At 65.0% G+C, this 13913-nt stretch carries 12 protein-coding genes; 6 read left to right on the plus strand and 6 right to left on the minus strand.

All coding sequences use genetic code 11. The features are described from left to right. The 5 genes from VF497_RS04610 to VF497_RS04630 form a co-directional block, all read left to right on the plus strand. A partial coding sequence (locus tag VF497_RS04610) for a YihY family inner membrane protein (RefSeq protein WP_330886464.1) occupies window positions 1–1092 on the plus strand: 1092 nt, incomplete at its 5' end. 24 nt (window positions 1093–1116) lie between these two features. Beyond that, window positions 1117–1584 carry a TlpA disulfide reductase family protein gene (locus VF497_RS04615; protein ID WP_330886465.1) on the plus strand — a complete coding sequence of 156 codons (468 nt, stop codon included), beginning with the start codon at window positions 1117–1119 and terminating at the stop codon, window positions 1582–1584. Between the two features lie 95 nt (window positions 1585–1679). Then, on the plus strand, window positions 1680–1988 hold the full coding sequence (gene yccX / locus VF497_RS04620; RefSeq protein WP_330886475.1) for an acylphosphatase: 309 nt from the start codon (window positions 1680–1682) through the stop codon (window positions 1986–1988). Between the two features lie 199 nt (window positions 1989–2187). After that, window positions 2188–3075 (plus strand): 4-vinyl reductase, encoded by an 888-nt coding sequence (locus VF497_RS04625; RefSeq protein ID WP_330886466.1) that lies wholly within the window; start codon window positions 2188–2190, stop codon window positions 3073–3075. Window positions 3076–3103: 28 nt separating this feature from the next. Further along, a complete protein-coding gene (locus VF497_RS04630) occupies window positions 3104–3844 on the plus strand; it encodes an MHYT domain-containing protein (RefSeq protein WP_330886467.1) in 741 nt (246 codons plus the stop codon). Between the two features lie 91 nt (window positions 3845–3935). On the opposite strand, the gene VF497_RS04635 is transcribed toward VF497_RS04630, so the two are convergent. The 6 genes from VF497_RS04635 to hemA form a co-directional block, all read right to left on the minus strand. Next, a complete protein-coding gene (locus VF497_RS04635; protein ID WP_330886468.1) occupies window positions 3936–6242 on the minus strand; it encodes a TonB-dependent receptor in 2307 nt (768 codons plus the stop codon). Window positions 6243–6489: 247 nt separating this feature from the next. Beyond that, the gene (ppk2, locus tag VF497_RS04640; RefSeq protein WP_330886469.1) at window positions 6490–7257 is read right to left on the minus strand and encodes a polyphosphate kinase 2; all 768 of its coding nucleotides are present in this window, start codon (window positions 7255–7257) and stop codon (window positions 6490–6492) included. 27 nt (window positions 7258–7284) lie between these two features. Beyond that, a complete protein-coding gene (moaB, locus tag VF497_RS04645; protein WP_330886470.1) occupies window positions 7285–7806 on the minus strand; it encodes a molybdenum cofactor biosynthesis protein B in 522 nt (173 codons plus the stop codon). Window positions 7807–7815: 9 nt separating this feature from the next. Then, a complete protein-coding gene (locus VF497_RS04650; RefSeq protein WP_330886471.1) occupies window positions 7816–9900 on the minus strand; it encodes a tetratricopeptide repeat protein in 2085 nt (694 codons plus the stop codon). Further along, the gene (gene prfA / locus VF497_RS04655; protein WP_330886472.1) at window positions 9897–10988 is read right to left on the minus strand and encodes a peptide chain release factor 1; all 1092 of its coding nucleotides are present in this window, start codon (window positions 10986–10988) and stop codon (window positions 9897–9899) included. The genes VF497_RS04650 and prfA overlap by 4 nt, the downstream gene beginning before the upstream one ends. Window positions 10989–11096: 108 nt before the next feature. Continuing rightward, the gene (hemA, locus tag VF497_RS04660; RefSeq protein ID WP_330886473.1) at window positions 11097–12362 is read right to left on the minus strand and encodes a glutamyl-tRNA reductase; all 1266 of its coding nucleotides are present in this window, start codon (window positions 12360–12362) and stop codon (window positions 11097–11099) included. Window positions 12363–12539: 177 nt separating this feature from the next. Between hemA and VF497_RS04665 the strand changes: the two genes are divergently transcribed. After that, a partial coding sequence (locus tag VF497_RS04665; protein ID WP_330886474.1) for a hypothetical protein occupies window positions 12540–13913 on the plus strand: 1374 nt, incomplete at its 3' end.

The raw sequence follows: 13913 nt of genomic DNA on the forward strand, positions 1-13913 counted from the left end.
CTCAGCGCGTTCCCCGCGTTCGCCGAATGGCAGGACAAGATCACCCAGTACATGTTCGACAATTTCGTGCCGTCGGCCGGCGACACGATCCACGCCTATTTCACCGAGTTCACCGCGAACGCCGGCAAGGCGACCGCGATCAGCATCCTCGTGCTGTTGTTCAGCGTGATCTCGCTGATGATGAGCATCGAGGACGCGTTCAACCGCATCTGGCGCGTGCCGACCGGACGGCCGCTGACCTCGCGCCTGCTGATGTACTGGGCAGTGCTGACCGCCGGGCCGATCTTGATGGTCGGCGCGCTCGCGATCTCGTCCTACGTGTTCGCGCTGCCGATGCTCGCGCAGGCCGGCGAGTCGTTCCAGATCAAGGCACGCCTGCTCGGCATACTGCCGTTCCTGATCTCGTGGTTCATGCTGACCGCGATCTACGTGCTCGTGCCGAATTGCCGCGTGCGCTTGCGCCACGCCGTGATCGGCGCGCTGATCGCGGCGATCGCTTCGGAACTCGCCAAGCGCGGCTTCACGAGTTACGTCGGCAAGAGCTACAACCAGGTCTACGGCGCGCTCGCGATCATCCCGATGTTCATCGTCTGGATCTACCTCTCGTGGATCGTCGTGCTCGTCGGTGCGTCGGTCGCTTCGACGCTGGCCGCGTTCGATTATCGCCCGAACGCGCCGAAGCTCCCCGCGGGCGACGAATTCCGCGGCCTCGTGCGCGTGCTCGCGCACTTCGCCTCTGCGCAGCGTACGGGCGCGGGCCTGAGCGCGGACGAGTTGCGCCGGCGCGAGCCGTTCTTGAGCGATGCGTCGACCCAGCAGTACCTCGGCGACCTGGTCAAGGCCGGGTTGATCCAGCGCAGCGAGCGCGGTGATTTCATCCTCGCGCGCGACCTCGCCACGACGAGCCTGTACGATCTCTACGCCGCGAGTGGTTATCGCATTCCGCTGCACGAGCCGCTGCCGGTTACGGGCGATGTTTCGCTCGACGCGGCCGCGACCAGCAAGCTCGGTGAAGCGGCGAACGGGGTGCGTGCGACCCTGGATACGCCGCTCGCCGAAATTTTTCCCGCTACGGTGCGGTCGAATGCATAGCGAACCACAATCCGAAGGACTTGCATGAAACGTTTCTCCGCTCTTTTCTGTGCCAGCTTGCTGATGGCGGGTATCGCCGGCGCCGCGACCGCGCCGAAACCCGCGCTCAAGCTGGCCACGCTCGACGGCAAGACTTTCGATTTGTCCGCGCAGAACGGCAAATGGGTCATCGTGAATTTCTGGGCGACCTGGTGCTCGCCCTGCATCAAGGAACTGCCCGACATCTCGGCTTACGTCGATCAGCACAAGGACAAGGTCGCGGCGATCGGCCTCGCCTACGAAGACAGTGACAAAGCCGACATCGAGAAATTCCTCAAGGCGCATCCGCTGAGCTATCCGGTCGCGCAGGTTGACGTGATGGATCCGCCCAAGGATTTCGACACACCCAAGGGTCTGCCGAACACCTACCTGATCGCGCCCGATGGCAGTGTCGCCAAGGCGTTTCTCGGGCCGATCCAGATGAAAGATCTCGATGCGATCATCAAGCCCTGAAAACCTGCCTTCAAAGCTGCTGCGACGCGCCCGATCTTATCTAGGATCGGCTCTCCGCTCGCTGCGCTTTGAGGGCAAGTTCTGAGATCGTCATGGTGCGCTGCGCGAAATTCCTCGTTCGTGGCAGAGTGCAGGGCGTGTTCTTCCGCGCTTCGACGCGTGCGCAAGCCTTGGCATTGGGCCTGCGTGGTTACGCGAAGAACCTGGCCGATGGCAGCGTCGAGGTGCTCGCCTGCGGCGCCGAAGACGCCTTGGACCGGCTCCAGTCCTGGCTGCGGCAGGGCCCTCCCGCCGCCCGTATCGACGAGGTTCACCGCATCGACTTTGACGCTTCCGAAGCCGACGGCTCCGGCGAATTTCCTGCCGCGTCGCTAACGCCGGGATTTTTAATTCGCGGCGAATAATGCGGGTTGTGAACTAATACGCAAATCCGCCAAAAAACCGAGAACGCATTTTTAAGAATTGCCACGGAACATGCCGCAATTCTCGTTATCGCCGCGAAAAAATTGTTACAACATCACAAATGCAGGAAATCGTGCGGCAACGATTAGTGTGAACTACTAGCGTTTTTGTCGTTCGTGTCTGGTGCTCAAGGGGGACATCTTGAACGAGCCATATTCGCGTTATGTCGAAGTGCAGATCCGTGTCGTTGCGGATCAGAAGGAGAGTTTGCTGTTCGAGCTAGGGCAGATCGTCATGGCCTGCGGCTTCAGTCTGGTACGCCAGCGCATGGCCGAAGGCAACGAAGGCGTATCGCTCAATTTTGCGGTGCGCGGCCCGGAAGCCAACATGCTCGAACTCGAGGATCGCGTCGCCACGCATCGCCGCGTGCGTTCCTACGAGTCGATGATGCATGAAGTGGCTGCGCCGGCACCGCCAAGGGCGTCCGCGTCGACACCGACGCCGCGCGTGGCACAACACTACACCCCGACACCGAGCTATGCGCCGCCGGCCGCGTATCCGGCGCCGCAAGCGCCGCCACAGGAAATGCCGCTCAACGGGCGTGCCGCGGAATTCGGTAATCGCATCGCCGCGCCGCGGCCGAGCTACGACCGTTCGCGACTTGAGACACTGCTGCCCAAGCTCGCCGCAGACTACCCGCTGATTCTGCCGCGCCTCGTATTGCTCGAGCAGGAGATTCCACCCGAGGAGCACGACAGCGTGCTGCGCTATGTCGGCACCCGCGTCGGCGCCTGGGTATACAAGCGCGATTTCGCGCTTGGCGCGCGCCTCGGCCTGCACGATGCGGTGCGTCACATCGCGCTGCCCGCGGTGCGCCAGCTGCTGCCGGCCGATCTCGATGACGAGGGTCTGCATATCAAGGCCAGCCCTTTCTGCGGCAACGGCCAGCATGGCCGCAGCTGTCATTTTTTCTCCGGTTTTTTCGAAGGCTTGATCAACACTTCGCGCGCCGACAAGCCAGCGCACGTCGAGGAGTCTCATTGCCGTAATTCAGGAGCTAGCTACTGCGTATTTGTCTTCAGTGACTGATCTTGTACATATCTTCAGGGGAAACGACATGAACGCGATACATTGCCATCACAATACCTTTCTCGTCCTGCTGTCCTATGTGGTCTCGGTACTCGGGTCCTACACGGCACTGCAACTCGCGATCGGCATACCGACCGCGAAGAGCGCGAGCGAGCGCTGGCAGGCGTTGATCGGATCGGGCGCCGCAGTCGGGGGTGGCGGCATCTGGGCGATGCACTTCATCGCCATGCTGGCCTGCCAGATGAACGTCGCGGTGACCTATGACCTGCCGCTGACCGCGGCATCCGCGGTGATCGGCATCGCCGCGTGCACGGTTGGCCTCGCGGTGGCGAGCAGCGGCGTGTTCTCCTGGGGCAAGCTCGTCCTCGCTGGCGTGCTGATGGGCCTGGGCGTGGCCGGCATGCACTACACCGGCATGGCCGCGATGCTGATGCCGGCACAGACGGTCTACGATCCGAATATCGTCGTGTTGTCGGTCGTGATCGCGATCGTCGCCTCGATTGCGGCACTGTGGCTCGCGTTCAACCTGCGCGGCTGGATGCAGTTGCTCGGCGCTGCTTTGGTCATGGGCGTGGCGGTCTGCGGCATGCATTACACGGCGATGGCCGCGGCCGGTTTCGTGCCGATAGCGGATGCCAGCGCGGTCGCCCAGGGCCTGCACGGCGAGAGCCTCGGCATCACGATCTTCATCGTCGCCTCGGTGCTGCTGTTCGGCACCCTGATCGTGACGATGATGCGCCAGCAGCAGCGCACCGAAATCCAGATCTGATTTCTGTAGTCGCATGACACAAAAAAAGCCGGCGATTCGCCGGCTTTTTTTCAGGAGATGACGGCGGGCGGTTGCTGCGCCCCCGCGGCGATCAGAGCTCGCCGCGGAACTGCACGCCCCAGATGCGCGGCTCGTTGACGTAGCCGGTCAGGTTGTCGAAGTCGATGCCGCCGGTGATTGCCTTCTTGTCGAGGATGTTGCGGCCGTAGAACGACACTTCGCGCTTGTTGTCGTGCCAGGCGTAGCCGACACGCAAACCACCTTCGACCCAGGCCTTGCCGGTGAACTCGACCGCGCGGTAGAGGAAGTAATCGACCTTGCTGCGGTACGCCCAGTCGGTGTAGGCGAACAGCTCGCCGTCCTTGAACGGAATCGCGTAGCGTGCGGTGATGTTGCCGATCCACTTCGGCGCCTGCGGCAATGGATTGCCATCGATCGAGGCGAGCACGACGCCGCCTTCGGTGATTGTCGGATCGAGCACGTGGCAGAACGGGCCGCCGAAAGGGCTGCTGCCGCACGGTGCGATATAGAGATTCGGATCCTTGATCTTGGTGTAGTTGTAGCTGCCGCCGGCGGTCACCATCAGGTTGTCGGTGACGTAGGCACGCGCATCGACCTCGAAGCCGCGGCCTTCGGTTTTCTTCGCATTGACCAGCTTGGCGAAGTTGGTGCCGCCGCCGACCGCGGTGAGCTGCTGGTTCTTGATCTCGTAGGCGTAGACGTCGGCGTTGATCGTGGCGCGATGATCGAACAGGTCGGACTTGATGCCGAACTCACCCGACGTAATCGTCTCGGTCTTGCCGACCGAAGGCGTGTCGCCGAACAGCAGGCGACCCTGGATGCTCGGCGCGCGATACCCGGTGGCGGCACGCGCGTACAGCGTGGTGTCCTTGTCGAGGCTGTAAGTGGCCGACAGATCGCCCGTCGTGCGCGTCGTGCTCGGGTCCAGGAAAAGCGGCCCGAGCGGGCCGGCGCCCGTGCTGGTCGGTGCGGAGTATCGCGTCGCCGTCCAGTTTTTCTCGTCGTGCGATACGCGCAGACCGCCCTTGATCTTGAACGCGTCGTTGACCTGATAGCCGAGCGAGCCGAACAGCGCTTCGCTCACGTCCTTCTGCTTCTGCTGCGCATAGCCGTCGGCACAGTGGTCGCAGAAAATCGTCTCGTAGTTGAAGCTGTCGACCGTGATGTTCTCGTTGAAGTAGTACGCGCCGACGATCCAGTCCAGCGGCGAGGTGTTCTTCGAGGACAGGCGCACTTCCTGCGTGATCTGGCGGTGGAACGGCAAGCCGTCGGCCGATTCCGACGCGAACGGGATGAAGCCGGGGCCCATCACGCCACCCGGGGCATACACGGCACCATAGCCGCCGTCGATGTCGCCGTGACTCAGGGTCTTGACCCGGTCGAAGCTGGTGATCGAGGCCAGTTCCATGTTCTCGAAGCCCCAGGTCAAGTGGAGACTTGCGCCGCTGGACGTCACGTTCTGGAAATTGTTGCCGTCGATCGAGATCTCGTCGCGCTTCCAGCCCGGCACGAAATCGTTCGTGCCCGCCTGGATGATGTTGGCGCGGAACAGGATCGCCGAGCCGTTGATGTTCATGCCGTGGATGTTGAGCAGCGCATCGAACGTGTCGGACGGCTTGTATTCGAACTGCAGGCGCAGCGCTTGCGTGTTGTAACCGCCGAGTTCGTTGCTCTTGCCCGGCGCGGTGTTCTTCACCCAGTCGTCGCGGTGCTGGTCGAGGAAGGACACGCGGAACGCCCAGTCCTGGTTGATGCCGGCGCCGAACGCGGTCTCGACATTGGTCGTGCCGTAGCGGCCGTAGCTGACATCGACGTAGCCATCGGGTTCCTGGGTCGGGCGCTTGGACTGCAACTTGACCACGCCGGCCGGCGTGTTGCGCCCGAACAGCGTGCCCTGCGGGCCGCGCAGCACTTCGACCTGGTCGATGTCGAAGACCGGGAAGCCCTTGAGGATCGGGTTCTCGAGCACGACGTCGTCATAGACGAACGACACCGGCTGCGAAGCGTTCAAGTCGAAGTCGGTGTTGCCGAGGCCGCGGATGTAGAAGCGCGGGAACGTGCGCCCGAACGAGGATTCGATCAGCAGGCTCGGCACGCGCGCGGACAGGAAGCGCACGTCGTCGGAGCCGGATTTGAGCACGTCGAGTTTCTCGGGATCGATCGCGGTGACCGAAACCGGCACCTTCTGCAGGTTCTCGCTGCGCTTTTCCGCGGTCACGGTGATGTCGGCGAGCTGCTTGGGCGCGGCAGCTTCATCGGCTGCCGGCGCGGCATCGGCCGCGAACGCGGCGTTGCCGGCGAGCGCGCAGGCGATAGCGAGGCTCAGGGTGTAGCGGCGCGGCGCGCGGGTAGCGCGGGCGAGGCGAGGTGACAGCATGGTCGAGTCTCCAGTTTGAATGGGCAAGATTGGCGTGAACGGTTGCGTCCCCGTTCCTTTCACCGCGCCCGGTCGATGCCGTGGCTTGTCGGCGTACGGGCATTGCGATGCCGTCGTGAACTCACGGCATCTGCGGCCCGAGGAACTCCCATCGTGTTGCGCCGGAGATTGTAAAGGAATTGCAAAGTTCCGGGTGTAGGGAACCGTCCTCGCTTTATGACGGTTTCGTGACAAGCGCGCCGCGCGCTCAATACACGTCTTTCACCCACAGCGCCTTGTCGGCCAGCTCCTCGACGCCGGGGTCGCCCTTGAGTTTGGGCAGTTTCAGCGGTTTGACCGGGATTTTGCGGTCGGGCAGGCGGTCGAGCAGGTCGCGGATCAGGTTGAGCCGGCCGCGCGGCTGGTCGTTGAAATCGGCCACGTGCCACGGCGCGTACTTGGTGCTCGTCGCCGCGATCATGGCGTCGCGCGCCTCGCCGTATTCGCGATACTTGTTGCGCGCGGCAATGTCGACCGGCGAAATCTTGTAGCGCTTGAGCGGATCGGAGGCGCGTTCGGCGAAGCGTTCCTCCTGCTCGGCCTGATCGACGGCGAGCCAGTACTTGAACAAAAGTATGCCGTCGTCGACGAGACCCTTCTCGAACACCGGGCATTCGACGAGGAAGCGCTTGTATTCCTCCTCGCCGCAGAAGCCCATGACCTGCTCGACGCCGGCACGGTTATACCAGCTGCGGTCGAACAGGACGATTTCGCCGGCGGCCGGCAGGTGCTCGACGTAGCGCTGGTAGTACCACTGCGTGCGCTCGCGCTCGTTCGGCTTCGACAGCGCGACGATGCGGTAGTGGCGCGTGTCGAGGTACTCGGTGATCGCCTTGATCGTGCCACCCTTGCCGGCCGCGTCGCGGCCTTCGAAGATCACGACGACACGTTTGCCGGTATGGATCAGCCAACGCTGGAGTTCGACCAGTTCGACCGCGAGTTCCTTCAGATGATGCTCGTATTTCTTCTTCTTCATCGAAGTGCTCCTTGTGCTGCTCGAAACTCAGGTTTCGCGCAGACGTGATCTCAGGCCGGCCAGATTGCACGGCGCGGTGCGCGAGTCGAGTTGCGCCTGGATGAGCTTTTCCCAGGCGGTGCGGCAGGCCGAGGTCGAGCCCGGCAGGCAGAACACGAACTTGTCGTTGGCGAGGCCGGCGAACGCGCGCGACTGCAGCGTCGACGTGCCGATCTCCTCGAACGAGAGCACGCGGAACATTTCACCGAAACCCGGCATGTCCTTGTCGAGCAGCGGATGCAGCGCTTCGGGAGTCGAGTCGCGGCCGGTGAAGCCGGTACCGCCGGTGACGAGGATGCCGTGCACGTCGGCCTGCGCGATCCAGGCGGAGACGATCGCGCGCAGGTTGTACTTGTCGTCGCGGCTGATCGCGCGCGCATGCAGGCGATGGCCGGCGGCGGCGAGCGCATCGCAGAGGTAGTCGCCCGAGGTGTCGTTCTGCGCGGTGCGCGTGTCGGACACGGTCAGCACGCAGAGGTTGAGCGGGGTGAATTCTTTGGCGGCAGTCATGCCGCTATGCTACAGCGAAATATCCTGCGGCGGCTGTCCGGCGCGAGCGCGCTCGGCCATGCGTTCGATCAGCGCGGCGAAGTCGTCGGCATAGGCCTGCATGTCGAACAGGCGCGCGCGTGCGGCCGGATCGCGCAGGCGCGCGCGCAAGGCTTCCACCCGTGCCGGCTGACGCGCGAGCTCGATCGCCAGCGCGACATAGGCCTCGTCGTCGGCGACGACCAGCTCGTCGAGACCGATCTGGCGGTTCAGGCTTGCCGCGACGCGCGAGGCAAACGTGTCACCCGGGCGCGTCAGCACGGGGCAACCGGTGTAGAGCGCATCCGAGGCGGTCGTGTGTGCGTTGTAAGGATTCGTGTCGAGGAACAGGTCGGCGCGGCGGTAGCGCGCGAGGTAATCGTCGTGGTTCGTCTTCGGCGCGAAGATCAGCCGTTGCGGGTCGATGCCGGCGCGCTGCGCGGCGCCGCGCAGGCGCTCGACCACGCCGTTGCCCGGGGATTCGTCGAGCAGCCAGAGCACGCTGCCGGGCACCGCATGCAGGATGCGCATCCACAGCGCGAAACTCTGCGGCGTGATTTTCCAGGTCGCGTTGAAGCAGCAGTAGACGAAGCCTTGCGCGGGCAGCCCGAGCGCTTCGCGCGCAGGCGCTGCGCTCACGGTGCGCGTGGTGTCGGTCGGCTGGTAGCAGCGCGGCAGGTTCGCGATCTTCTCATCGTAGTGCGCGCGCTGGCCGGCAGGGATCACGCAGTCGTCGGCGATCAGGTAGTCGTACCACGGTGCGCCGAGCGAGCCGGGGTAGGCCAGCCAGTTGACCTGGATCGGCGCGGGCCTGAGCGCGAAGATGCGCGGCCGCGAGTTCATGCAGTAACCGTCGACATCGATCAACACGTCGATGCGCGCGTCGCGGATGCGCTGCGCGATCGCCTCGGGCGACTGCGGCGCGACATCGTGGAATTCGTGGAAGGCGCGGACGAGGCGCTGGCGCAGCGCGCTGCGATCGGCCGGTGTCGTCGCGAATGCGACCGTGGTCAGGTTCGACCCGCGCAATCGTTCGATCAGTTCGACGACGAGCAGCCCGGTCGCATGCTGGTTGAAGCCCGAGGAGACGAAGCCGACGCGCAGCGATGACGATGCTGGAATCGCCAGTGAGCTCTCTTCTTGCCGCGCCATATGCGGGAATTGCCGCGCGAACATGTGCGCGCAGCGCAGCTGCTGCGCAGGCGTGGAGTTTTCGGCGAGCATGGCGAACGGGCCGATGCCGTCGGCGTCGGCATCGACTGCGGCGAGCAGGCGCGCACCGAGTTCGTCGAGGCCCTTCCAGTCGCACAGCCGGCGCCGGGTGTGGGCGAGGTGGCTCAGCGCCGAATACATGGCGGGCTCGAGCCGCAGCGCATGCTCCATCATCTGTGCGGCCTCCTGCCACTGGCCGGTCTGTTCGAGCACGAGGGCCAGATTGTGCGCGGTATGCGGGCGCGGACTCAGCTCCATCGAGTTGCGGTACGGTTGCAATGCATCCTCGAGCTTGCCCTGACGCTCGTACAGATAACCGAGCACGTACCAGCCGTCGGCCGAACGCGGCGCCACACTCAGACCGCGGCGCGCGTGCGATTCCGCGGCGTCCCACTGGTGCAGCGAGGCGCTCGCGTTGGCGAGGTCAAACCAGGTTTCGGCGCGGTTGGGATCCACGCGCAGGCTGCGCTCGAAACACTGCGCCGCGCCCACATAGTCGCCGAGCTGGTGGCGCAGGCGGCCGAGATTGTTGAGCGCGCCGATATGGCCGGGCGCGAGCGTGAGCGCATGTTCGAGCGCGCGCATCGCATCTTCGATCCTGCCACGATGGAACTCGACCGAAGCGAGGTTGCACAGGACCTCGACCGAGCGCGGGTCGAGACGCTGCGCCTGCTGCAGCGAACGCGTCGCCGCGTCGAACTGGCCGCGCTGCATCTGCGTGATCGCGAGCAGGCGCCAGACTTCCGCATGCGGCGGTAGCGTCTGCAACGCCGACTGCGCGCGGCGCTCTGCGGCAGCAAGGTCGCCGCGTTCGATCAGCGTGGCGATCGCATCCAGCGTCGCCGGCAACAGCGCCGCGTTCATCCTGCCAGGCCGCCTTCGGTAAGAGACTTCATCTGGTCGGCCTGGTATTCCTGGGTCAGCGGGACAAGCAGCAAATCAAGGTCGCCATCCATGATTTCTGAAAGGCGATGCAGTTGTAGGCCGATGCGATCGTCGGTAACGAGATTGTCCTTGTAGCGGTAAGTGCGGATGCGCTCGCTGCGGGCGCCGCTGCCAACCTGCAGGCGGCGTGAGTCGGCCTGTGCCGCAGTCTGTTTGCTGCGTTCCTCATCGGTTAGGCGCGCCTTGAGCAGCGACATCGCGCGTGCGCGGTTCTTGTGCTGGCTGCGTTCGTCCTGGCATTCGACGACGATGCCGCTCGGCAGGTGGGTGATGCGGATCGCCGAGTCGGTCTTGTTGACGTGTTGGCCGCCGGCTCCGGAGGCACGGAACGTGTCGATCTTCAGATCGGCGGGGTTGAGTGATACATCGTCGATCTCGTCCATTTCCGGCAGGATCGCAACCGTTGCGGTCGAGGTATGCACTCGGCCCTGCGATTCTGTCGTCGGCACTCGCTTGACGCAATGCGCACCGGATTCGAACTTCAATTTCGAGAACACACCCCCGCCTTCGACGCGCGCGATCACTTCCTTGTAGCCGCCGTGTTCGCCGGCACTGGCGGAAAGAATCTCCACGCGCCAGCCCTGCGTCTCGGCATAGCGCGCGTACATGCGGAACAGGTCGCCGGCGAAAATCGCCGCCTCGTCGCCGCCGGTGCCGGCGCGCACTTCGAGGAAAATGTTGGCCTCGTCGCGCGAGTCCTTCGGCAGCAGGAGCAGGTTCAATTCCTGATCAAGCGCTTCGCGCCGCGCTTCGAGCTCGGTGACTTCGCCTTCGGCGAGTTCCTTGAGCTCCGGATCCTTGAGCATCGCCTGTGCTGCTTCGAGATTCCTGCCGGCGTCGTCATAGGCGTGCAGCGATGCCGTCAGCGGTTCGAGTTGCGCGAACTCGCGCGACAAATCGCGAAAGCGCGCGTTGTCGTTGAGGACTTCGGGTTGGGCGAGCAGCAGGGAGACTTCCTGATGCCGCTCGGCAAGCTCGTCGAGCTTGCGTCTGATCGATGGGTTCATAGAAGAGCGAATTTTAACCACGGATTACACGGATGACACGGATAGAGCAAGAATCGATTTGCTTTGATCCGTGCTATCCGTGTAATTCGTGGCCAAAGTGCTCTGCGGTCATTCCTTTGCCGGCGTCGAGGAATCGAACAGCGTTTCAGCGGCGCGCAGCAGCTCGACGTCGCCGCGCAGCGCGGCGGCACGCAGGTTGGCGCTTGGCGCGTGCAGCAGTTTGTTGGTCAGCGTGTGGGCGAGGAATTCGAGCGCCTGCTCGGGTGTGCGCCCGTTCGCGAGCAGAGCGCGCGCCTTGTCCAGCGTCGCGTCGCGCTGTGCCTCCGCTTCGCTGCGCAGTGTGGCTAGTGGGTTGCGCACATCGAGCGCGCGGCGCCAAGCGAGGTAGTGTTCGACCTGCAGTTCGATGATCGCCTCGGCCTCGCTCGCAGCCGCCTGGCGCGAACGCAGGTTGTCGTCGATAACCTGCTTCAAGTCGTCGACCGTGTAGAGGAATACGTCGTCGAGTTCGGCCACGGCCGGCTCGATGTCGCGCGGCACGGCGATGTCGACGAGGAACATCGGCCGGTGCTTGCGTGCGCGGATCGCGTTCTCGACCAGCGCGCGGGAGAGGACCGGCGTCGTGCTTGCGGTCGAGGCGATGACGATGTCGGCCTCGGCCAGGTGCTGCGGCAGGTCGGCGAGCGAAATCGCATAGGCGCCGAAACGCGCGGCCAGCGCCTGTGCGTTTTCCAGCGTGCGGTTGGCGACGATCAGCCGGCGTACCTTGGATTCGGACAGGTGGCGCGCAGCCAGTTCTATCGTCTCGCCGGCGCCGATCAGCAGCACGCAGGCATCGGCGAGATTGGCGAACAGGCGTTCGGCCATGCGTACCGCGGTGTAGGCGACCGAGACCGGATTCGCGCCGATGCGCGTATCGGTGCGCACGCGCTTGGCCACGGCGAAGGTCTGCTGTAGCAGGCGCTCCATCGAGCTGCGCAAGGTGCCGGCGCTGCGCGCGGTCTGGTAGGCGTCCTTGACCTGGCCGAGGATCTGCGGCTCGCCGAGCACCATCGAGTCGAGGCCCGTGGCGACGCGGAACAGGTGGCGCACGGCGGCGTTGTCCTCGTGCCGGTAGAGGAACTCGTCGAGCCGGCGCTGGGTCAATCCATGGTGATCGAGCAGCCAGCGTTGCGCCGCGCCTTCCGCTCCGGCCTCGACCTCGACGTAGAGTTCGGTGCGGTTGCAGGTGGACAGGATCAGCGCCTCGTTGACGCCGGGCTGGTGGGCGAGGTCGCTGAGCGCCTCGGCCGTCGCCTCGGGCGCGAACGCGACCTTCTCGCGCAGGTCGAGCGGCGCGGTCTGGTGGTTGAGTCCGAGGGCGATCAGGGCCATGTTCTACGTATTCCGGTAAGCTTGCCGCAGGCGCCGGAGCAGCCCGCGCAGCGGCAAAATTGTGCGGCCCATGCGGCGCGATATCAAGCAAGTCGGGTGCTGTGCCGGTTTGAAACGCGGACATGCGCCCCGAGATAAGAGTGACAGCGACGATTCGCCGCAGATGCGGGCAGGTGGATGCAGAGAGTGAAAACCTATTCGTTCGGATGGCGTGAATCGGTGCTGGCTGCGGTGGTCGCACTGCTGGCCGCTTGCGCAACCGCGCCGGCGCGCAGCCCCGCGCCGCGCACGCCGGTTTCGGAGCAGCCGCTGCAGCGGCTCGACATCGCGCCGGATCCGAAGCAGCGCGATCTGATCGCGAACCTGCTTGCCGGCGAGCTCGCGCTGGCCGATTCGGACGCCGCGACCGCCGCGCGCCGCTACGTCGACGCGGCGCAGGCGAGCGAGGATGCGGCGATCGCAGAGCAGGCCACGCATATCGCGATTGCGGGCAGGCAATGGGAATCCGCACACACGGCGCTGCTGCGCTGGCAGGCGCTGCATGGCGACGAGGTCGGCGTGCGTCAGGCGCGCGCGATGCTCGCCCTGCACGCCGGGGCGGACGATGCGGCGTTTCTTGATCTCGCCTGGCTCGCCCACCGCCCGGGTGGCAGCGGCTGGAGGGCCGTCTCGCAGGCTCTGCTCAGCGCCGAGGACAAGACTGCGGCCGGTCTGATGTTCGAGCGCCTGCTGCGCGGCGACGCCGCGGCGCCGGACAACACGGTGCAGGCAGTCGACCTCGGTCGCGATCCGCAGGTGTGGATCGCGGTCGGCCAGCTGGCAATACGCCTTGATCGTGGTGATATCGCCAAAACTCTGGCGCAGCGTGCTAACGATCGTTTCCATACGCCCGAGACCTATGCCTGGGCCGCGCAGGTGAAGATCGGCGCGGGCGACAAGGAAGGCGCGCGCAAGCTGTTCGCGGATGCGCTGCGCAACGCGAAGTCGGCGTCGGGCAAGGAGGGGCGCGAAGACAATGCGCGCCTGCGCGTCGCCTACGCCGCGCTGCTCGGTGATCTCGGCGACTTCGCCCAGGCGTCGGCGGTGCTCGCGCAGGGACCGCAGAACGATCGCATCTATGCGGCGCGCGCAGCCTATCTCGCGCATGGCGACGCAAAGGCGAACAAGGCCCAGGTCGACGCCCTGTATCGGCAGGTACTGGCCGAATCGCAGCCGCGCCCGGCCATGCGCCTGTTGCTGCTTGGCCAGCTCAGCGAGCTGGCCGAACGCAAGGCCGACGCGCTCAAGTGGTACGCCGAGGTCGGCGACAGCGAGGACGAGTGGTTCGATGCCCAGCAGCGCACCGCGATCCTGCTTCACGACACGGGCCGCAGCGCCGAAGCGATGAGTCTGCTGCACGAACTCGAAGCGCGCGTCGCCGACGAGGCGAAGACGCTCGGCGAAGTGTTCCTGCTCGAGGCCGAACTGGTCGGCGACAAGGGCAGGAGCGAGGCCGATGCGATCGCGGTCTACGATCGCGGCCTGCAAGCCTTGCCGGATGACCCGCGCCTG

The sequence above is a fragment of the Rudaea sp. genome (assembly GCF_036383415.1).
GTDB lineage: Bacteria > Pseudomonadota > Gammaproteobacteria > Xanthomonadales > Rhodanobacteraceae > Rudaea.